Raw genomic sequence first — 19,908 nt, 5'->3', positions numbered from 1 at the left:
TTCAGCCGGTGGCTGGGCGGGCGGACGGCTGGTTCCCGTACTGGAGAAGTTATCACCGATGCGTGACTGTCGTCACGGGAACGCGATAGGTGTCGATCGCCCCTGCCGGGCCCCCTCCGACTGGAGCCCCCCGCCACGGCCTACGCGGCCAGCGTGGCCACCAGCACCGCCTTGATCGTGTGCATCCGGTTCTCCGCCTCGTCGAAGACGACCGAGTGCTCGGACTCGAAGACCTCGTCGCTGACCTCCAGCTCGGTCAGCCCGTGCCGCTCGTAGATCTCCCGGCCGACGTCCGTGCCCAGGTCGTGGAAGGCGGGCAGGCAGTGCAGGAACCGCACGTCCGGGTTGCCGGTGGCGCGCAGCACGTCCATCGTGACCGCATACGGACCGAGCAGGCCGATCCGCTCGTCCCACACCGACTTCGGCTCCCCCATGGACACCCACACGTCGGTGGCGACGAAGTCGGCGCCGCGCACGCCCTCGGACACGTCTTCGGTGAGGCTGACGGTGGCGCCCGAGGACTTGGCCAGCTCGCGCGCCACCGCCACGATCGTCTGGTCCGGCCACAGCAGGCGCGGCGCCACGATCCGCACGTCCATCCCCAGGAGCGCCCCGGTGACCAGGTAGGAGTTGCCCATGTTGTACCGGGCGTCCCCGAGGTAGGCGTACGCCATCCGGTTGAGCGGCTTGTCGCAGAACTCCGTCATGGTCAGGACGTCGGCGAGCATCTGGGTGGGGTGCCACTCGTCGGTGAGGCCGTTGTAGACCGGGACCCCGGCGTGTGCGGCCAGCTCCTCGACGACACCCTGGCCATGACCGCGGTACTCGATCGCGTCGAACATCCGGCCAAGGACACGGGCGGTGTCCTTGACCGACTCCTTGTGTCCGATCTGCGATCCGGCAGGGTCGAGATAGGTCGTCGAGGCCCCTTGGTCGGCCGCCGCGACCTCGAAGGCGCAGCGGGTGCGGGTGGAGGTCTTCTCGAAGACCAGTGCAATGTTCTTGCCGGTCAGCCGCCGCGCCTCGGCGCCCGCGCGCTTGGCGGCCTTGAGCTCAGCCGCCAGCTCGACCAGGCGACTGAACTCGTCGGCGGTGAAGTCCAGCTCCTTGAGGAAGTGGCGGCCGGTGAGGTCTTTCGCCATGGCGTGGCTCCTAGGGCACAGCGAATCTACGGGACCATGGAAGTGTATACGATGCTCTGCATATATATCGAGAGGGTGTGGTGGACCCGCGAGAGGGGGTTAGTGGACCGGGTCCCGCTCGACGGGACAGCTCATGCAGCGCGGCCCGCCCCTGCCGCGGCCCAGCTCGCTGCCCGGGATCGTGATCACCTCGATGCCGCACTTGCGCAGATGGGTGTTGGTGGTGGCGTTCCGCTCGTACGCGACGACGACGCCCGGCTCGACCGCGAGCACGTTGCAGCCGTCGTCCCATTGCTCGCGCTCGGCCGCGTGGACGTCCTGGGTCGCGGTCAGGACCCGGATGCCGTCCAGGCCGAGGGCCGCCGCGATGGCCCGGTGCATGTGCTCCGGCGGATGGTCGGTGACCTTGAGCTCCTGCTCCTCGGCGCCCGGCTCGATGGTGTACGAGCGGAGCATCCCCAGCCCCGCGTACTGGGTGAACGTGTCCCCGTCCACCATCGTCATGACCGTGTCCAGATGCATGAACGCCCGCCGCTTGGGCATGTCCAGCGCCACGATCGTGCGCGCGGAGCCGGCCGCGAACAGTCCGCGCGCCAGCATCTCCACCGCCTGCGGGGTGGTGCGCTCGCTCATCCCGATCAGCACCGCGCCGTTGCCGAGCACCAGCACGTCGCCGCCTTCTATGGTCGACGGGTACGCCGCCTGGCCCTCGGACCAGACGTGGAAGCCGCCGGAGGCGTACTGCGCGGCGAACAGCGGGTGGTGCCGGTACACGGCCTCGTAGTGCACCGTCTCGTGCCAACGGGCCGGCCAGCGCATCGCGTTGATGCAGACGCCGTCGTACACCCAGGCCGACGCGTCGCGCGTGAAGAGGTGGTTGGGCAGCGGATTGACGAGGAAGTCGTCCGGATCCATGGCGTGGAAGCGTACGGAGATCGGCTCGGGGTGCCGTTCCAGGAACTCCCGCTTGGTCATGCCGCCGACGAGCGCCTCGGCCAGTTCCGTGTCCCGCAGTTCGTCGAAGGCGGCGCGCAGGTGATCGGTGGCGAGCGGACCGTACTCCTTCTCGTCGAAGACCCGGTCCAGGACCAGGGCGCGGGCCTCCGGCACGGCCAGGCTCTCGGTCAGCAGGTCGCCGAAGAGATGCACCTCGACCCCGCGATCGCGGAGGACGTCCGCGAAACCGTCGTGCTCCTGCCGGGCGCGCCGCACCCAGAGCACGTCATCGAAGAGCAGCGCTTCCTTATTGGTCGGCGTGAGCCGCTTGAGCTCCAGGTCGGGGCGGTGCAGTATCACGCGGCGCAGCCGCCCGGCCTCGGAGTCGACATGAAATCCCATACGACCCATCTTGGCCGCCCGGGGCCCGGAAGGAACGCCGCCGCTCTCAGCGTGACGCGTTCGGCTCGCCAGGCGAGCGGGACGGACCGGGGCAGACCAGGTGGGCCAGGGCGGACCGGGCGAGCCAGGGCGGACCAAAGCGGCCGGATGTACTGGCGACGGGACCGGCGGGCCAGGGGGCAAGCCGGGGGCGGGCCGGGCTGGGGCAGGACGCCCCGGCCCGGCGCGGTCGGCTACAGCCTCGGGTCCACCGGCTCGGACTCCAGGGCGAGCACCGCGAAGACCGCCTCGTGGACCCGCCAGAGCGGCTCCCCCTCCGCCAGCCGGTCGAGCGCCTCCAGGCCCAGCGCGTACTCGCGCAGCGCCAGTGAGCGCTTGTGGCCGAGGTGCCGCTCCCGCAGCCGCGCCAGGTTGTCCGGGCGGGTGTACTCCGGGCCGTAGATGATCCGCAGGTACTCCCGGCCCCGGCACTTGATGCCCGGCTGGACGAGCCGCCCGTTCTCCTTGCGTATGAACGCCTGGAGCGGCTTGACCACCATGCCCTCGCCGCCCGCCTCGGTCAGCTCCAGCCACCAGCGCACGCCCTCCGCGACGGACGCCTCGTCCTCGGTGTCCACGGAGAGCCGTCCGGTGCGGCGCAGCAGTCCGCTGGTGTCGTGCTCCACCAGCCGGTCGAGCCAGGCCAGTTGCCGGTCGTGCGGCACGGTGGCCAGGTTGCGCCCCTGGGCGGCGAGCAGCTGGAAGGGGGCGAACCGCACGCCGTCCAGCCCGTCGACCGGCCAGCAGTAGCGGCGGTACGCCTCGGTGAAGGCCGCGGCGTGCGCGGCCCGGTCGCGCTGCCTGCCCAGCAGCCCGTCCGCGCCGCCGACGCCCTCGACGCCGCGGGCCGCCGCCGCTTCGAGAGCGGCCAGCGCGCCGGGGAAGGCGGCACCGGCGGCGGCGCCCACCGCCGCGTACTGCGCGCGCAGCAGGCCGGATGCCTTGAGGGACCACGGCAGGAGCTCGGCGTCGACCAGCAGCCAGTCCGTACCCAGCTCGTCCCACAGGCCGGTGCTCGTGACGGCCTCCCGGAGGGGAGCCAGCACCTGCTCCGTGACGGACGGGTCGTCGAAGAACGGGCGCCCGGTACGGGTGTACAGCGCGCCGGTGGCGTCCCCCGCGGTGCCGAAGCGCTCGCGCGCGGCCTGCGCGTCGCGGCAGACCAGGGCCACCGCCCGCGAGCCCATGTGCTTCTCCTCGCACACCACCTGGCGCACTCCGTCCGCCCGGTAGGCGGCGAACGCCTCGGCCGGGTGCTCCAGGTAGCCGTCCTCCTTCGACGTCGCGCAGGGCGCCATCGTCGGCGGGAGGTAGGCCAGCAGCCGCGGGTCGATCGCGAAGCGGCTCATCACCTCCAGCGCGGCGGCGGCGTTCTCCTCCTTCACCGCGACCCGGCCCAGGTGCCGGGTCTCCACGACCCGCCGCCCGGTGACGTCGGCGAGGTCCAGCGGGCGCCCGTCGGCGCCGCCGGGTGCCTCCGGGGTGAGCGGTCGGACCGGCTCGTACCAGACCTGCTCGGCGGGCACGTCCACCAGCTCGCGCTCCGGCCAGCGCAGCGCGGTCAGGGTGCCGCCGAAGACGCAGCCGGTGTCCAGGCAGATGGTGTTGTTGAGCCAGGACGCCTTCGGGGTCGGGGTGTGGCCGTAGACGACGGCGGCGCGGCCCCGGTAGTCCTCGGCCCACGGGTAGCGCACGGGCAGCCCGAACTCGTCGGTCTCGCCGGTCGTGTCCCCGTACAGGGCGTGCGAGCGCACCCGGCCCGAGGTGCGGCCGTGGTACTTCTCGGGCAGCCCGGCGTGGCAGACCACCAGCTTGCCCTCGTCCAGGACGTAGTGGCTGACGAGCCCGTCGACGAACTCGCGCACCTGCTCCTTGAAGGCGTCGTCCTCCCGCTCCAACTGCTCGATGGTCTCGGCGAGTCCGTGCGTGTGCCGGACGTTTCTGCCTTTGAGCCAGCGGCCGAGCTTGTTCTCGTGGTTGCCCGGCACGCACAGCGCGTTGCCCGCGGCCACCATGCCCATGACCAGGCGCAGGACGCCGGGGCTGTCCGGGCCGCGGTCCACGAGGTCGCCGACGAACACGGCGGTACGGCCTTCGGGGTGGACCCCGTCGACGTAGCCGAGCTTGCCGAGCAGGGTCTCCAGCTCGGCGCGGCAGCCGTGGATGTCGCCGATGATGTCGAACGGCCCGGTCAGGTGCCGCAGGTCGTTGAAGCGGCGCTCCCGGACGATCTCGGCGGCCTCGACCTCCGCGACACCGCGCAGGACGTGGACCTTGCGGAATCCCTCGCGCTCCAGGTGGCGCAGCGAGCGGCGCAGTTCGCGCTGGTGGCGCTGGATCACGTGGCGCGGCAGGTCCGCCCGGTCGGCGCGGGCGGCGTTGCGTTCCGCGCAGACCGCCTCGGGCACGTCGAGGACCACGGCGATGGGCAGGACGTCGTGCTCCCGGGCGAGCTGGACGAGCTGCTTGCGGGCCGCGGGCTGCACGTTGGTCGCGTCGACCACGGTGAGCCGGCCGGCGGCGAGCCGCTTTCCGGCGATGTAGTGCAGGACGTCGAAGGCGTCCCGGCTCGCGGTCTGGTCGTTCTCGTCGTCGGCGACGAGGCCGCGGCAGAAGTCCGAGGAGATCACCTCGGTGGGCTTGAAGTGCCTGCGTGCGAAGGTCGACTTGCCGGAGCCGGTGGAGCCGATCAGGACCACGAGGGACAGGTCGGTCACGGCCAGGGTGCGCTTGTCGGTGGTCATGCCGCGGCCTCCTTCTCGGTCGTGGACTCGGTGATGGACTCGGTCGTGGAGTCGGTCGTGGTGTCAGGGGTGTTTCCGGCGTTGTGGAAGACCGCCATCTGGGTCGGCGGCCCCACCTCCGGGTCGTCGGGGCCCACGGGCCGGAACTCGACGGCGTAACCGTGCCGTTCCGCCACGGCGTGCGCCCAGGCGCGGAACTCCTCCCGCGTCCACTCGAAGCGGTGGTCCGCGTGCCGCACGTGTCCGGCCGGAAGGCTCTCCCAGCGCACGTTGTACTCGACGTTGGGTGTCGTCACGACGACGGTCGCGGGCCGGGCCGCACCGAACACCGCGTACTCCAGGGCGGGCAGCCGCGGCGGGTCGACATGCTCGACGACCTCGCTGAGCACGGCAGCGTCGTACCCCTTGAGCCTGCTGTCGGTGTACGCCAGCGAGCCCTGGAGCAGTTTCACGCGCGCCGCCTGCCGCTCGGGCATGCGGTCCAGGCGCAGCCGCCGGGCGGCGAACTGCAGGGCCCGCATCGACACGTCGACGCCGACGATGTCGGTGAACCGGGGCTCCTTGAGGAGCGAGCCGACCAACTGCCCCTGCCCGCAGCCGAGGTCGAGCACACGCGACGCACCGGCGCCGCGCAGCACGTCCAGGATCGCCTCCCGCCGCTGGACCGCCAGCGGGATCGGTTTGTCCTCGGTGTCCGAGGTCTCGTCGACCGCGTTGTCCAGCTCCTCCGCCTCGGTGTCGTCGGCCTCGGCCAGCCGCGCCAGCTCCAGCCGATCCAGCGCATCCCGGGTCAGGGACCGGCGCCGCGCCAGGAAGCGATTGGTGATGAGCAGCTGTTCCGGGTGGGTCTCCAGCCATCCCTCCCCGGAGCGCAGCAGCTTGTCCACCTCGTCGGGCGCGACCCAGTAGTGCTTCGCGTCGTCCAGCACCGGCAGCAGAACGTACAGATGGCGCAGCGCGTCGGCCAGCCGCAGCTCGCCCTCCAGCGACAGCCGCACGTAGCGCGAGTCGCCCCACTCCGGGAACCTCTCGTCCAGTGGCACGGTCTCGGCCGTGACCGTCCAGCCGAGAGGCTCGAAGAGCCGGGCCACCAGCCCCGTGCCGCCGCGCGCGGGGAGGGCGGGCACGTCCACGCGCAGCGGCAGCGCCTGCTCTGGCAGTTCGGGCCGCGCCTTGCACTGGCCCTTGAGCGCGCTGGAGAAGACCGTGCTCAGGGCCACGGCCAAGAGCGACGAGGCGGCGTACGGCCGGTCGTTGACGTACTGGGCGAGGGCCAGGTGCGGCGCCCCGCCCGGGGCGGCGCCCTTGCCGCGGTTCCGCCGCACCAGCGCCACCGCGTCGATCTCCAGCAGCAGCGCCGCGGTGCAGCGCTCGGCGGTCGCCTCGGGGTAGAAGACGTGCGCCACGCCGTGCGAGGTGGAGAAGCGCTGGGTCTTGTCGGGATGCTTGTGCAGCAGGAACCCGAGGTCGGTGGCTGGGCGTTCGGCGGTGCCGGTGGTGGTTATCGTCAGGAACACACGGTCGAGTATCGCCGCTCCGCACCGCCGCCTCCTACCGGTTTTCACCCCCTTCGCCCTCGACGCCCCCGCCGGTCCCCGCACCGCCGGTGCCGGTTCCGGTGCCGCTCCTACAACTCGTACCGCTCGTGCCACCGGCGCTCGTGCCACGGGGGCCCGTGCCGCCACCCCCGGTGCCGCCTGTGCCGGTGTCACTGATGCCGTTCCGTCCGATGACGGCGGCCAGTTCGGCGATGCGGTCCGGCCCCACCCGGCAGCAGCCGCCGATGAGCCGCGCACCGGCTTCCTGCCACGCCGCGACCCGGTCCGGGCCGAACGTCGACCGCCCCCGCCAGCTCCGCGTCCGCGCATCCCACACCTCCCCGCTGTTCGGATAGACCACCACCGGCTTGCCGGTGGTCCGAGCCGCGACCTCCACCGCGCGGTCCGCGTCGTGCGGCTCACAGCAGTTCACGCCCACCGCGATGACCTGGTCGGCCTCGGCGGCGAGGTCGAAGGCCTCGGCGAGCGGCTGCCCGGCGCGGGTGGTCTCCCCCGCGATGCTGTACGAGAGCCACACCGGAACCCCGCACCCCTCGACCGCCCGCAGCAGGGCTCGCGCCTCGTCCACGTCCGGCACGGTCTCCAGGGCGAGCACATCCGGGCCGGCCGCGGCCAGGGTCTCGATCCTCGGCCGGTGGAACCGCTCCAGCTCGGCCACGCTCAGGCCGTACCGCCCCCGGTACTCGCTGCCGTCCGCGAGCATCGCCCCGTACGGCCCGACGGAGGCGGCCACCCAGATCTCCCGATCCGCGCCGGCCGCCGCCCGCCGCGCCAGCTCCACACTGCGCCGCAGCAGCGCGTCCGCCTCCGGCCGCCGCACGCCCCGGCGGTCGAACCCCTCGTACGTGGCCTGATAGCTGGAGGTGATGAGCACCTGCGCGCCCGCCCGCACGTACGCCGCGTGGGCCGCCTCGATCTGCCGCGGCTCGTCGGCCAGGAGCCGGGCCGACCACAGCTCGTCCAGCAGTTCGCACCCTTGCGCCTCCAACTGGTTGGACAGGCCGCCGTCGAGGATCAGCGGCCCGCGCGCGAGCGCGGTGGCGAGCGGCGTGGCAGGGGCCGACGCGGGTACACGGGCGGACATCGCGGTGCTCCTTGTCTGGTCAGCGGCTGGTCAGCTCAGCTGGGACCCCACCTGGGAGGAGATCAGCTCCAGGTGGTCGAGATCGTCGAGGTCCAGAATCTGGAAGTAGATCCGCGACGAACCGATCTCCCGGTAGCGGCCGATCTTGTCGACGACCTCGGCGGGCGAGCCCGCCAGGCCGTTCGCCTTCAACTCCGCCACCTCCCGGCCGATCGCGGCGGCCCGTCGCGCGACCTCCGCGTCGCCCTTGCCCACGCACGCCACCAGGGCGTTGGAGTACACCAGGTCGTCGCCCTTGCGCCCGGCGGCCTCGGCCGCCTCCCGCACCCGGCCGAACTGCCGCGCGCTGTCCTCCAGGGACGCGAACGGGATGTTGAACTCGTCGGCGTAGGCGGCGGCGAGCCGCGGGGTGCGGGTCGCACCGAGACCGCCGACGAGCACCGGCACCTTGGGCTGGGCGGGCTTGGGCAGGGCGGGCGAGTCGGTCAGCTGGTAGAAGTCCCCGGCGTAGCTGAAGGTCTCGCCGACCGGCGTCCTCCACAGTCCGGTGACGATCGCCAGCTGCTCCTCCAGCCGGGCGAACTTCTCCTTCGGGAACGGGATGCCGTACGCCTTGTGCTCCTCCTCGAACCAGCCCGCGCCCAGGCCGAGCTCCACCCGGCCGCCGGACATCCGGTCGACCTGGGCGACCTGGATGGCGAGCACACCGGGCAGCCGGAACGTGCCGGCGGTCATCAGCGTGCCGAGCCGGATCCGCCGGGTCTCACGGGCCAGTCCGGCGAGGGTGATCCAGGCGTCCGTCGGGCCGGGCAGCCCGTCGACACCTCCCATGTGCAGATAGTGGTCGGAACGGAAGAAGGCGTCGAAGCCCAGGTCCTCCGTGGCCTTGGCGACGGTGAGCAGGGTCTCGTAGTCGGCCCCTTGCTGAGGCTCGGTGAAAATGCGCAGGTCCATGCCCCCATCCTGCACTCCCCTGGGACGTCAACCACGCTCCACCTCGACCAACCGGGGCGTCCCGCCCGGGTGAAATCCGCTCCCCCGTGACGGATCGGTCCGCCGGGCCAGTGACCGGCGCGACAGGTGATCGTTTGGTCGGGCGGAGCCGGACCGCCCGGCCCGCGCGCCGGCGGCCGCCGCCGGCGGCGACCGCACCACCGCCCTCCCCAGCCTGGAGGGCGGGGGCCGAGGAGGCCGCCATGCACCAGGAAGCCGCGACCGACCCGTCCGCCGAGCAGGGCGGCCCCAAGGGCCTCCTCCAGCAGATGGAGGAACTGATGGCGGCGCTCACCGCGGATCTGTCGCGTCTCGACGCCGATCTGCAGTCGTCCGCCGCGCGCGCCACCGACACCGCCACCGCCGCCGGTGACGACGATGTAGACGACCAGGCCGAGCGCGGTGCCGACCACGTGTCTCAGCACGCCTTCTGACCGTCTCACGCCGCACCACCCCGTTCCCGGACCTCCAGGTGGCGCAGGATTCCGCGCACCCGGTCCCGGCACTCGTCGGCGGCGTCGATCGATTCGACGCAACTCCAGTACAGCGCCTCCTCCTCGGTGCCCGAGGCAACGCCCACCAAGGCGATCCCCGCGTCCCCCAGCAGCTCCGCCAGAGCGATCAACGTCCGCCGAAGCTCCTGCACTTCGGACAGTTGCACCGCCCGTATGCATCCGCTGCGCACCGCCGGGTGGCGCAAGGCCGGGTGGTACAGGGCGGCGCGCGCCCTGCTTCCCGCCTCGCCCAGTCCGCGCGCCTCCGCTCGCGCGGGCACCGGCCCGTACACCGTGAGATGGCCGCCGATCGCCTCCGCCAGCGCATGCGCCTGCCACGCTTCGGCAACGATGTCCTGCACCGTCCCGGCCTGCGCCAGGGCATGCCGGGTGGCGCCGATCAGCCGCATCGCGTCCATGCCCCGTACCCCTCTCCACGGACTTCCGCGCCCGTTAACCATCCACTACCCAGAGTGATGGTCAACAGCCCGAAAAGCTAGGGGAATTCAGGAATCTGTAGACAGAAGTTGCGCTGTGGATAACTCGATCACTACAAAGAGTGACGATGGGAGATCGTCGGGTCGGTCACAGGGAAGCGCTGCTCGTTGCGGTCGATCTTCGCGTCCAGCGCCGCCAGCGCGTCGATGCCCAAAGCCCCGCAGAACTGGAGCAGATACGCCAGCACATCCGCCACTTCGTCCTCGACACGCGCAGCGGCCTCAGGGTTCTCCATCACCCGCGCCGATTCCTCAGGCGTCAGCCACTGGAAGATCTCCACCAGCTCGGCCGCCTCGACGCTCAGCGCCACAGCCAGGTTCTTCGGCGTGTGGTACGGCTGCCAGTCGCGGGCCGCCGCGAACGCGGCGAGCCGGCGCTGCAGCGCGAGCACATCACGGGCGGCCGAGGGCTCGGCAGCGGGCGCGGGCTCGCCCGTCGGCTCATTCTCGGGCTCGGATTCGGGTACGTCGTTCACGCCCCCAGGTGTACCACCGTCACGCCCTCCCCAGATCCACCACCGTCACGCCCTCCCCAGATCCACCACCGTCACATCCTCGCCCCCGGCCCCGACGCCCAGGTCCACGGTGTCGCCCACCGCCGCCACCAGCCGGACGTGCCCCCGCGCGCACATCCGCGCCGCCACTCCCAGCAGCTCCCCCGCCTGCCTGCGGTCCAGGCACCGGTCGAACCCGTCGGCCAGCACCGTCAGCGCCTGCCGGGCCGGAAGCACGTCCTTCACCGTGTCCACGTCCAGCACCTCCGGACCGGTCATCAGGACCAGCGCCAGCGCGAGATAGCGCAGCTCTCCGTCGCCCAGCCGGTCGACGGGCATCGCGCCCAGCTCCCCCTGATCCAGCAGCGCGCGCACCGCCCCGCCCGTCAGCGGCTCGGTGGTCAGATCCGCGACCGGCCCGGCGCACCCCGCCCGCACCGCGCCGACCAGTGCGGTGTGCCGCGTGGCGCACTCCGTACGCGTACGGAGCAGCACGGCGGCGAGGTTGTCGCACCCGGCCCGCAACCGCCCCTCCTCCCGCCGCGCGGGCACCCGCATCCGGTCCGGCACAGGGTCGCAGGGGAAGACCGAGCGCAGCGCGATGACCACCTGCTCGGCGGCGGCCAGCGCGAGCAGCTGCCCGGCGGTCGTTCCCGCGATACGCAGCGGCAGCAGCGCCGTGGCCAGCCGGTCGTCGGGCAGCGGCGCACGCGTGACGGGCACCGCGCCCCCGGTGTGCCAGGCGGCCTGCACCGCGCGCCGGCCCGGATCGCGCAGTGCCGTCTCCAACAGGGTCTCGCCGGCGCCGGTCATCCGCTCGCCGACGACGCGCAGTTCGGGTTCGGCCTGGACGGCGACATCGAGCTGGACGGGGCCGACGGGCCCGTCCACGGTGCAGCCGATGCGGAAGCCCCGCCTCCCCTGGGAGTCGGGCCGCGCCCGCCGCGGCACACACGCGGCCGGGTCGGGGAACACCGCGTCCAGCGGCTCGCCTCCCGCCAGGCGGGACAGCGCCGTGTACGCCTCCAGCGCCGTGGACTTGCCGCTACCGCTCGGTCCGGCGAACAGGGTGAGCGGCCCCAGCGGGTAGGCGGCTCTGGTGTGTGTCTTGTAGGCCGACAGCCTCAGTTCGGTCACAACAGGCCGCAGCCTCGATACGCTCATGATCGGAACGTACTTGGTGGAAATCAGACGAACCGTTACACCTTCTCTACCTTCCTACGATCGGAGTACCACTCTTACGGACGAAGCACTGCCCCGGATGTCCGCGGCTCCGCCACTTCCGTCCCGACGGGAGCGAGCAGGAAGACGTTCGTGTCGACCCGGTGCATTCCGCTGTTCAGTCCGAAGACGACACCGCTGGAGAAGTCGAGGACCCGCTTGGCGACGTCCCCTTCGGCGCTGCTGAGGTCCAGCAGGACCGGGATCTGGGCGATGAGGTACTCGGCGACCTCGCGGGCGTCCGCGAAGCACTGCACCCGAATGACGACGAACCGTCGCGCACCGGCCTCCTCGTGCTCCGGTTCGTCCTCGGGCAACGCCCGGTGGTTGGGCCAGGAAGGCCATTCGTTCCTGCCGCGCAGCGGGACGACTTCCGCGAGCCCCTCCCACTGCTCGTCGGTGACATCGAAGCGGGTCACCGGGCGGCCTCGCGAGCGTACGCGCTGGATATCTGCATCAGGCAATTCTAGGGATAACCACATAATCCCCGGCGCAACGACACCGGGAAGCCGGCACGGGACGCCGGGAAGCCGGCACGGGACGCCGGAAATCCGATGGACGCCAACGGGCTCCCTGCCGGAGGGTCAGGTACAGGTGTACACCGCGACGGGCGCGGAGTACGGAGCGAGGGAGCTGTGATGGGCAGCACGAAGATGACCGAGAGGCTGGCGCCGGACAGCGAGGTGACGGTACGGCTGGTCAAACACCCGCGGCGTGACGTGCGCTACCCCGCGGTGGTGACCGCCGACGACGGCACACACCTCGTGGTCCGCGCCCCCTGGGCCGGCGCCGCGACCCGCGACTTCGGGTTCGTGCGCTTCGAGAGCGGCGATGTGTTCACCGAGCACTACTGGCGCGACCGCTGGTACTCCGTCAAGGAGGTACGTGACGGTCACGGCGCGCTCAAGGGCTGGTACTGCGACATCACCCGGCCCGCGACGGTGGAGGACGACGGGCTGGTCGTGGAGGACCTGGACCTCGATCTGTGGGTGTCGGCCGACGGGCGGACGGTGCTGCGCCTGGACGAGGACGAGTTCCTGGAGAGCGGCCTGCCGGAACGCGACCCCGCCGCCGCGGACCGGGCCCGGCAGGCCCTCGACGAGCTCGAACGTCTCGCCCACGGCGGCGGTTTCATCGCGCTGCTGGAGTAGCTCAGTCGCAGGTGTTCAGCATTCTGTTCAGCTCGCGTCCTTCTCGTGCCGTGATGTTGAGCTTGTAGAGGTACTTCACGCTGACCCAGGCGCGGCTGTAAGTGCACCAATAGTCGACACTCGGCGGCTTCCACGCGTCGGGGCCCTTGTCGGCCTTGCTGCGGTTGGAGGCCGCGGAGACGGCGATGAGCTGCGAGTTGGTCAGGTCGTTGGCGAACCGCCGTCGCTGCGCCGTGGTCCACTCGTCCGCCCCCGAACGCCAGGCGTTGGCCAGCGGCACCATGTGGTCGATGTCCACCTGGCTCGCCGCGTTCAGGGTCCTGCCGTCGTAGCGGCTGACCCAGCTCCCGGACGTGGCTCGGCACATGTCGTCCTGCACGACGTTCTCGCCGTCGCGCTGCAGGACGACCTCACGGGTGTCGCACCGCTCGCCCTGGTCGACCCAGTGTGGGAACCGGGCACGGCTGTAGCCCTCCATGTCGTGCGGCTCGGCGACGGCGAGTTGCTCCAGTTCCGCACGGATCTCGGCGACCTCGGGCGGCTCGGGCATCTCGGCCGGGCCCACAGGGACGTACGCGGCCGCACCGCGGGCGGCGGAGGCGGCGGGCTCGGCGGAGGACACCGACGCGGGGACGAGCGCAAGCGCCGTCCCCAGCGCGGCGGCGAACGCCAGGGCCCGCCGACTTCTCGGTTGATTGATCATACAAACGTCATAACGGATCAATCAACGCGATCAGGGGACGTCACCCGGTCAGTGGCGCGCCGGGCCCTCGAAGGTCAGCGGCGCAGGTCAGCGGTCCTTCTTCACCGGCTCCAGGACCGCCACGCACTCCACGTGGTGCGTCATCGGGAACAGGTCGAACGCCCGCAGGCGCCGCACTCGGTAGCCCGACTCGGCGAAGTACTTCAGGTCGCGGGCCAGGGCTGCCGGGTCGCAGGCTACGTAGGCGATGCGGCGGGCGCCGAGGGTTGATACGTGGTGGACCGTCTGGCGGCCGGCGCCGGCGCGTGGGGGGTCGAGGACGATCAGGTCGGCCTCGGTGATGCCGGTGCGGGGCAGGGCCTGCTCGACCTTGCCCTGTTCGATGCGGACGCGGTCCAGGTCCTGGAGGTTGTGGCGGGCGTCCTCGACCGCTCGCTTGCCGGACTCGATGCCCAGCACCGCGCCGGTGTCGCCGACCCGTTCGGCGAGCGCGGCCGCGAAGAGGCCTACGCCGCAGTACAGGTCGAGGGCCGTCTCGCCCTTGCGCGGCATGAGGCCCTGCATCACCGCCTCGACCAGGAGCTCCGCGGCCTTCGGGTGGACCTGCCAGAAACCGCCGCCGCCGACCCGCCAGGTGCGGTCCAGGGCGCGCTCGCGGACGAAGGGGCGGCCGTGGACGCGGTGGACGCCTCCGGTCTTCTCGTCCACACGCAGGACCGAGACCGGCTTGTCCAGCTCGACCAGGGGGAGGCGGCCGCCCGGTCGCGGGGTGAGGACGACCTGGCGGTCCTGCGAGCCGGTGGCGGCGATGGCCTCGACCGTGGCGATCTGCGGCCACTCGCGGCTTTCGATGCCCAGCTCGGTGACGCCGGGGGCGGCGATCAGGCAGCGGTCGATCGGGACGACGTCGTGGGAGCGGTGCTTGCGCAGGCCGGGCCGGCCCTCGGCGTCCACCGCGTACTGGACGCGGGTCCGCCACGCCGGGACCTCGCCCGTGGCGACCTTGTCGCCGGGCGCGGGCTCCACCGTGCCGTCCCAGCCCGCCTCTTCGGGCGTCAGGCCCGCCAGGCGTTGCAGTTGCTCGGCGATGACCTCACCCTTGAGGCGGCGCTGCGCGCCGGGCTTGGCGTGCTGCCAGTCGCAGCCGCCGCACGCGCCCGGTCCGGAGAACGGGCAGGGTGCCTCCACCCGGTCCTTGGACGGCTCCAGGATCTCGACCGCGTCCGCCCGCAGGAAGCGCGACCCCGTGTCGCCCTCGGTGACCCGGGCGACGACCCGCTCGCCGGGCAGCGCGTGCCGGACGAACAGCACCCGCCCCTCCGCGGTGCGGGCGATGCAGTGCCCGCCGTGCGCGACGGGCCCCACCTCGACCTCGTACTCCTCGCCGACCAGCGATGCGTGGGCTTCGGATTGCATGGCGGGTGGCTCCAGTACGTGAGAGATGCGGCAGCAGGTGTCGGTGAGGGGTGCGGCGTGGGCCACGGGTCGGACGGCTTTCGTCCCGTCGTAGGGCGACTGCCGTCCGGTCGTAGGAGAACAGTCGTCCCGTCGTGGGACGACCGCCGTCCCATCGTTGGGACAACACCCGTCCCGTCGTAGGACGACCGCCGTCCCGTCGTTAGGACAACAGCCGTCCAGTCTACGTCCCGCCGCGTCCAGTCCCTCCCCTTACTTCTTCGCCGCCGCCTCGCCGGTCGGCTTCGCGGCCGGCTTCTCGCCCTTGGGCTGCGGCACCGGGCCGCGTCGCACCGAGCCCGGCGCGTTCCACTCCGCCCGCTTGCGGGCCCGCCTCCTCGCCTGTTCGGAGGAGTCCAGCTGCCAGGGCACCGACGTCACCATCACGCCCGGCGTGAACAGCAGCCGGCCCTTGAGGCGCAAGGCGCTCTGGTTGTGCAGCAGGTGTTCGTACCAGTGGCCGACCACGTATTCGGGGATGTAGATGCTGACCACGTCGCGCGGGCTCTCCCGCCGCAGTCCCTTGACGTAGTCGACGACCGGCCGGGTGATCTCGCGGTAGGGCGAGTCGAGGACCTTCAGCGGGACGTCGATGCCGCGCTCGTGCCACTCGGTCCGCAGGGACTTGGTCTCGGTCGGGTCGACGCCGACGCTGAGCGCCTCCAGCTTGTCGGCGCGCATGAGCTTGGCGTAGGCCAGCGCGCGCAGCGTCGGCTTGTGGATCTTGGATACGAGGACGATGGCGTGCACCCGCGAGGGGCGTACGGCGTCGTCGTAGGGGGCGTCGTCGGCCGCCAGCTCGTCGGCGACGCCGTCGTAGTGGCCGCGGATCGCGGTCATCACGCCGTAGAACATGACCATGCCGACGAGCGCGACCCAGGCCCCGTGGGTGAACTTGGTGAGCAGGACGACGACCAGGACCAGCGCCGAGAAGACGGCGCCGAAGGCGTTGATGCCGCGGGCGCGCACCATCCGGCGGCGCGCGGCCGGGTCGGACTCGGCGGCCAGGTGCCGGTTCCAGTGCCTGACCATGCCGGTCTGGCTACCGGTGAAGGACACGAAGACGCCGACGATGTAGAGCTGGATCAGCTTGGTGGAGTCGGCCCCGAAGGCGTAGACGAGCCCGCCCGCCAGCAGGGCGAGGAGCACGATGCCGTTGCTGAACGCGAGCCGGTCGCCGCGGGTGTGCAGCTGGCGCGGCAGGAAGCGGTCCTGGGCGAGGATCGAGCCGAGGACCGGGAAGCCGTTGTAGGCGGTGTTCGCGGCCAGGAAGAGCACCAGGGCCGTGGCGGCGGCGAGCACCACGAAGGCGATCGAGCCGTCGCCGAAGACCGCGGCCGCCACCTGGGCGATCACCGGGTCCTGGGTGAAGTCCTCGCCGACCGGCTTGCCGTCGCGGAGCAGCTGCGTGGCCGGGTCCTCGGCCATGCGCACCTTGGTCGTCATGGCCAGCGCGATGATGCCGACGAACATCGAGATGGCCAGGACGCCCATCAGCCACAGCGTGGCGGCGGCGTTCTTGCTCTTGGGCTTGCGGAAGGCCGGGACGCCGTTGCTGATCGCCTCGACGCCGGTGAGCGCCGCACACCCGGAGGAGAAGGCGCGCAGCAGCAGGAAGACCAGCGCGAGGCCGGCCAGGCCGGCGTGCTCCGCGTGGATCTCCAGCTCGGCGGTGGGCGCGCGCATGGTGTCCCCGAGGACCAGTCCCCGGAAGGCGCCCCAGGCGACCGTACCCAGCACGCCGACGACGAATATGTACGTCGGGATCGCGAAGAGCGAGCCCGACTCCTTCACCCCGCGCAGGTTCATCAGCATCAGCAGGCCGATGATGACCAGCGCGCAGGTCACCTTGTTCTCGGCGGCGAAGTCCCACGCCGAGCCGAGGTTCTCCACGCCGGAGGCCACGGATACCGCGACGGTGAGGACGTAGTCGACCAGCAGGGCGCTGGCCACCGTGAGCCCCGCCCGCTGGCCCAGGTTCTTGGTGGCGACCTCGTAGGCGCCACCGCCGCCCGGGTAGGCGTGGACCGTCTGCCGGTAGGAGGCGACGACGGTGACCATCAGCGCCACGATGGCGAGGGTGATCCAGGGGCTGTAGCTGTAGGCCGACACACCCGCCACGGACAGGACGAGGAGCACCTCGCCCGGCGCGTACGCCACGGAGGACAGTGGGTCGGACGCGAAGACCGGGAGGGCGATGCGCTTGGGGAGGAGCGTTTCTCCCAGCTTGTCGCTGCGCAGCGCCCGGCCGATCAGAATCCGTTTCGGTACGTCGGTCAGTTTGGACACAAGAGAGGATGTTAAGCGGTCGTCAAGACCCGCCGTCAAACGAGGTCCGCCCGTCGCCCGCGCGGGCGACGGGCGGGAGCCTCGATCAGGGCCGCGGTCGGTGCCCGGTCAGCTCAGCCGGGCCGGCAGCGCGCGGTGTCCGTTGGAGATGAACGACTCCACCGGGGCCAGCCCCTCCGGCGGGGCCGCCAGCTCCAGCGCCGGGAACCGCTCGAACAGCGCCGGGAGCGCGATCTGTGCCTCCAGCCTGGCCAGCGGCGCCCCCAGGCAGTAGTGCACCCCGTGCCCGAAGGCCAGGTGGTCCTTGAGCTTGCGGGTGAGGTCGAAGCGGTCGGCGTCCTCGCCGTGCAGCTCCGGGTCGCGGCCCGCGGCGGCGTAGGCGGCGACGATCGCGTCGCCCTTGCCCAGCACCACACCCCCGTCGAGCTCGATGTCCTCCACGGCGTAGCGCAGCGGCAGGTTGGCCACCGGCGCCTGGACGCGCAGTGTCTCGTCGATCACATCGTCCCAGCTCGCCTGCCCGGACCGGACGAGTTCCAGCTGGTCGGGGTGGGTGAGCAGGGCGTGGATGGCGTTGTCGAGCAGGTTGACGGTGGTCTCGTGGCCGGCGCTGATCAGCAGGAGCAGGGTGTCGGCCAGCTCCTGCTCGGTGAGCCGGGAGTCGCCGTCCTCGTCGCGGGCCGCGATCAGCCCGCTGGTGAGGTCGTCGCCCGGGTGCTCGCGCTTGTGGGCGATCAGGCCGCCGATGACGACGTACATCTGCTCGTAGGTGCGGGTGACCTCCTCCGGATCGGCGGAGGTGTGGAAGATGCTGTCGACGCAGCGCCGCAGCCCCTCCCGGGTCTCCTGGTCGTCGATGCCGAACAGCTCGCAGATGACCTGGATCGGGATGGGGTACGCGTATCCCTCGCGCAGGTCCGCCGCCTCACCGGGCGGGGTGGCCGCCAGGGTGTCGAGCAGCTCGGCGGTCATCTCCTCGATACGGGGCCGCAGGGCGGCGGTGCGGCGGGCGGTGAACGCCTTGGCGACCAGGGTGCGCAGCCGCCTGTGGTCGGGGCCGTACGCGGTGAACATGTTCTGCACGGCGACCCAGGTGAACAGCGGCCACTCGGGCGAGACCTCGCCGTTGATCCAGGTGGGCCAGTGCTGGCGCGGGTCCTTGGAGACGCGCGGGTCGGTGAGGAGTTCCTTCAGCAGTGACTGGCGGGTTATCGCCCACGCCACCACGCCGCCAGGGAGCTCCACGGGCGTCGCCGACCCCTGGGCGCGGATCCGGGCTCCCTCGGCGTGGATGTCGCGCCCTGTGGGATCGATGACGACGGGGCCTGACGGGGCGACGGGAGCTGACTGACTGACGGGGCCTGACTGGCTGGACTGGCGTTCCATCGGCTGTCTCCAGGTGTGGGGTCGATGTGGTCACGCGCGGGTACGGCCTCGGGTGCCGGCGCCTGCGTCGGCAGCGGCGTCGTCACGGTGAGGGGAACCGGGGGGAAGCGGACCGGCAGCGCGGCGAGCGCGCGGGCGAAGGGGCCGGGCCGCCAGACCAACTGGTCTGCCGGGACGGCGAGCTCGATGTCGGGGATGCGGTCCAGCAGCTTCTCCACCGCGACGGCGGCGATCAGCCGGGCGGCGTCCTTGCCGGGGCAGGTGTGCGGACCGGCGCTCCAGGCCAGGTGGGCGCGGTTGCCCGCGCGGTGGTCGGAGGCGAGGGCCGGGTCGTTGTTGGCGGCGGCGAGGCTGATCACGACCGGCTCGCCCTCCAGCAGCCGTACGCCCCCGAAGTCCAGGTCGTGCACGGGGTAGTGGATGGCGTAGTTGGCCATCGGCGGGTCCAGCCACAGCACCTCGTCCAGCGCGTCCTCGACCGGCAGGCTGCCGCCGGACAGGTCGCCCGCGAAGCGGTCGTCGGAGAGCAGCAGCCGCAGCGCGTTGGTGATCAGGTTCTGCTGGGGCTCGGTTCCGGCGCCCATGAGGACGATGAGCTGGTGGATCATCTCCTCGTCGGTCAGCCGCACCGGGTGGGCCAGCATCCAGGAGGTGATGTCGGCGCCCGGCTGCCTGCGCTTGAGCGAGATCAGCTCGACGCACGTCTCGGTGAGCAGCGCGTTGGCCCGCTCGGCGTCGATCCCGTCGAAGATCCCCGACATGCCCTTGACCAGCCGCTCGCCGAGCGCGGGCGGGCAGCCGAAGAGCTGCTGGAAGACCTGGAGCGGCAGGACCTTCGCGTAGTCGCCGAGCAGGTCCGCCTCCCCGTTGGGCGCGAACCGGTCGATGAGGGTGTCGGCGCTGCGCTCGACGTAGCCGCGCAGGGCGCTGGGGTCGACCCGGTCCAGGCTGTCGGTGACCGGCTGGCGCAGCCTGGCGTGCGTCTCGCCGTCGTTGAACAGGCAGTTGGGGCGGTAGTGCATCATCGGCACGACCGGGTTGTCCGGGGCGACCCGGCCGTCGGCCAGCGCCTTCCAGCGCCGGGCGTCCTTGGCGAACTTCTCGGGGCTGCGCAGCACTTCGAGGGCGGCCTGGTAGCTGGTCACCAGCGTGGCGTGCACGCCGGGGGCGAGTTCGACCGGCGCGGTCGGCCCGTACTGCCGCAGCCGGGCGTAGACGGCGTGCGGGTCGGCGGCGAACTCGGGTCCGTACAACGGCTCGCGCGCGGCGTGGCCGGTGCCACCGGTGTGCGCGGGGCAGCCGGGGGGCGGCACGGCACC

Annotated in this window: 16 protein-coding genes and 1 pseudogene; 2 read left to right on the top strand and 15 right to left on the bottom strand. The window is 71.9% G+C overall.

Annotation, left to right across the window (positions count from 1 at the left end):
• Positions 1-140 precede the first annotated feature (140 nt).
• The 6 genes and pseudogenes from argF to Q3Y56_RS26925 all read right to left on the bottom strand — a co-directional run bounded on the left by argF (position 141) and on the right by Q3Y56_RS26925 (position 8,860).
• The gene (gene argF / locus Q3Y56_RS26950; protein WP_304464399.1) at positions 141-1,142 is read right to left on the bottom strand and encodes an ornithine carbamoyltransferase; all 1,002 of its coding nucleotides are present in this window, start codon (positions 1,140-1,142) and stop codon (positions 141-143) included.
• 99 nt (positions 1,143-1,241) lie between these two features.
• Positions 1,242-2,480 (bottom strand): arginine deiminase, encoded by a 1,239-nt coding sequence (locus tag Q3Y56_RS26945; RefSeq protein WP_304464398.1) that lies wholly within the window; start codon positions 2,478-2,480, stop codon positions 1,242-1,244.
• A 233-nt stretch (positions 2,481-2,713) separates the two neighbouring features.
• Positions 2,714-5,263, bottom strand: a complete 2,550-nt coding sequence (locus tag Q3Y56_RS26940; RefSeq protein WP_304464397.1) for a polynucleotide kinase-phosphatase — start codon at positions 5,261-5,263, stop codon at positions 2,714-2,716.
• A complete protein-coding gene (locus Q3Y56_RS26935) occupies positions 5,260-6,780 on the bottom strand; it encodes a 3' terminal RNA ribose 2'-O-methyltransferase Hen1 (RefSeq protein WP_304464396.1) in 1,521 nt (506 codons plus the stop codon). Before Q3Y56_RS26935 ends, Q3Y56_RS26940 begins: the two co-directional genes overlap by 4 nt.
• Positions 6,781-6,991: 211 nt before the next feature.
• A pseudogene (gene mmuM, locus Q3Y56_RS26930) lies at positions 6,992-7,906 on the bottom strand (homocysteine S-methyltransferase); the annotation flags it as partial.
• Between the two features lie 30 nt (positions 7,907-7,936).
• Complete coding sequence (locus Q3Y56_RS26925; RefSeq protein WP_304464395.1) at positions 7,937-8,860, bottom strand: LLM class F420-dependent oxidoreductase; 924 nt, start codon at positions 8,858-8,860, stop codon at positions 7,937-7,939.
• A gap of 242 nt (positions 8,861-9,102) precedes the next feature.
• Here Q3Y56_RS26925 and Q3Y56_RS26920 point away from each other — a divergent pair, with 242 nt between their 5' ends.
• Positions 9,103-9,333 (top strand): hypothetical protein, encoded by a 231-nt coding sequence (locus Q3Y56_RS26920; RefSeq protein WP_304464394.1) that lies wholly within the window; start codon positions 9,103-9,105, stop codon positions 9,331-9,333.
• Between the two features lie 5 nt (positions 9,334-9,338).
• On the opposite strand, the gene Q3Y56_RS26915 is transcribed toward Q3Y56_RS26920, so the two are convergent.
• From Q3Y56_RS26915 to Q3Y56_RS26900, 4 genes are all read right to left on the bottom strand, one after another.
• On the bottom strand, positions 9,339-9,812 hold the full coding sequence (locus Q3Y56_RS26915) for a DUF6099 family protein (protein ID WP_304464393.1): 474 nt from the start codon (positions 9,810-9,812) through the stop codon (positions 9,339-9,341).
• Between the two features lie 131 nt (positions 9,813-9,943).
• Positions 9,944-10,366: a nucleotide pyrophosphohydrolase gene (locus Q3Y56_RS26910; protein WP_369696809.1), complete on the bottom strand. Its 423-nt coding sequence runs from the start codon at positions 10,364-10,366 to the stop codon at positions 9,944-9,946.
• A 45-nt stretch (positions 10,367-10,411) separates the two neighbouring features.
• Positions 10,412-11,548 carry an AAA family ATPase gene (locus Q3Y56_RS26905; protein ID WP_304464392.1) on the bottom strand — a complete coding sequence of 379 codons (1,137 nt, stop codon included), beginning with the start codon at positions 11,546-11,548 and terminating at the stop codon, positions 10,412-10,414.
• Positions 11,549-11,622: 74 nt separating this feature from the next.
• Positions 11,623-12,024 carry a cell division protein SepF gene (locus tag Q3Y56_RS26900; RefSeq protein WP_304464391.1) on the bottom strand — a complete coding sequence of 134 codons (402 nt, stop codon included), beginning with the start codon at positions 12,022-12,024 and terminating at the stop codon, positions 11,623-11,625.
• 234 nt (positions 12,025-12,258) lie between these two features.
• On the opposite strand from Q3Y56_RS26900, the gene Q3Y56_RS26895 reads away from it, so the two are divergent.
• On the top strand, positions 12,259-12,756 hold the full coding sequence (locus tag Q3Y56_RS26895) for a DUF402 domain-containing protein (protein WP_304465817.1): 498 nt from the start codon (positions 12,259-12,261) through the stop codon (positions 12,754-12,756).
• A 1-nt stretch (position 12,757) separates the two neighbouring features.
• Here Q3Y56_RS26895 and Q3Y56_RS26890 read toward each other — a convergent pair whose 3' ends face one another.
• The 5 genes from Q3Y56_RS26890 to Q3Y56_RS26870 all read right to left on the bottom strand — a co-directional run bounded on the left by Q3Y56_RS26890 (position 12,758) and on the right by Q3Y56_RS26870 (position 19,902).
• Positions 12,758-13,459, bottom strand: coding sequence for an HNH endonuclease family protein (locus Q3Y56_RS26890; RefSeq protein WP_304464390.1), 702 nt, complete (start codon positions 13,457-13,459; stop codon positions 12,758-12,760).
• Between the two features lie 87 nt (positions 13,460-13,546).
• Positions 13,547-14,875, bottom strand: a complete 1,329-nt coding sequence (locus Q3Y56_RS26885; protein WP_304464389.1) for a class I SAM-dependent RNA methyltransferase — start codon at positions 14,873-14,875, stop codon at positions 13,547-13,549.
• A 252-nt stretch (positions 14,876-15,127) separates the two neighbouring features.
• Positions 15,128-17,203: an APC family permease gene (locus Q3Y56_RS26880; RefSeq protein ID WP_304464388.1), complete on the bottom strand. Its 2,076-nt coding sequence runs from the start codon at positions 17,201-17,203 to the stop codon at positions 15,128-15,130.
• A 108-nt stretch (positions 17,204-17,311) separates the two neighbouring features.
• The gene (locus Q3Y56_RS26875) at positions 17,312-18,448 is read right to left on the bottom strand and encodes a cytochrome P450 (protein WP_304464387.1); all 1,137 of its coding nucleotides are present in this window, start codon (positions 18,446-18,448) and stop codon (positions 17,312-17,314) included.
• Positions 18,412-19,902: a cytochrome P450 gene (locus tag Q3Y56_RS26870; protein WP_304465816.1), complete on the bottom strand. Its 1,491-nt coding sequence runs from the start codon at positions 19,900-19,902 to the stop codon at positions 18,412-18,414. The genes Q3Y56_RS26875 and Q3Y56_RS26870 overlap by 37 nt, the downstream gene beginning before the upstream one ends.
• Positions 19,903-19,908 lie beyond the last annotated feature (6 nt).

This window comes from Streptomyces sp. XD-27, assembly GCF_030553055.1.
Classification (GTDB): Bacteria; Actinomycetota; Actinomycetes; order Streptomycetales; family Streptomycetaceae; genus Streptomyces.
This window is presented reverse-complemented; position numbering and strand designations above follow the sequence as displayed.

Excerpts from the sequence above, each read along its gene's own strand:
- Q3Y56_RS26940 (WP_304464397.1), bottom strand. The coding sequence starts at position 5,263 with ATGACCACCGACAAGCGCACCCTGGCCGTGACCGACCTGTCCCTCGTG.
- Q3Y56_RS26885 (WP_304464389.1), bottom strand. The coding sequence starts at position 14,875 with ATGCAATCCGAAGCCCACGCATCGCTGGTCGGCGAGGAGTACGAGGTC.
- Q3Y56_RS26905 (WP_304464392.1), bottom strand. The coding sequence starts at position 11,548 with ATGAGCGTATCGAGGCTGCGGCCTGTTGTGACCGAACTGAGGCTGTCG.
- Q3Y56_RS26945 (WP_304464398.1), bottom strand. The coding sequence starts at position 2,480 with ATGGGATTTCATGTCGACTCCGAGGCCGGGCGGCTGCGCCGCGTGATA.
- argF (WP_304464399.1), bottom strand. The coding sequence starts at position 1,142 with ATGGCGAAAGACCTCACCGGCCGCCACTTCCTCAAGGAGCTGGACTTC.
- Q3Y56_RS26925 (WP_304464395.1), bottom strand. The coding sequence starts at position 8,860 with ATGGACCTGCGCATTTTCACCGAGCCTCAGCAAGGGGCCGACTACGAG.
- Q3Y56_RS26895 (WP_304465817.1), top strand. The coding sequence starts at position 12,259 with ATGACCGAGAGGCTGGCGCCGGACAGCGAGGTGACGGTACGGCTGGTC.
- Q3Y56_RS26890 (WP_304464390.1), bottom strand. The coding sequence starts at position 13,459 with ATGATCAATCAACCGAGAAGTCGGCGGGCCCTGGCGTTCGCCGCCGCG.
- Q3Y56_RS26920 (WP_304464394.1), top strand. The coding sequence starts at position 9,103 with ATGCACCAGGAAGCCGCGACCGACCCGTCCGCCGAGCAGGGCGGCCCC.
- Q3Y56_RS26915 (WP_304464393.1), bottom strand. The coding sequence starts at position 9,812 with ATGGACGCGATGCGGCTGATCGGCGCCACCCGGCATGCCCTGGCGCAG.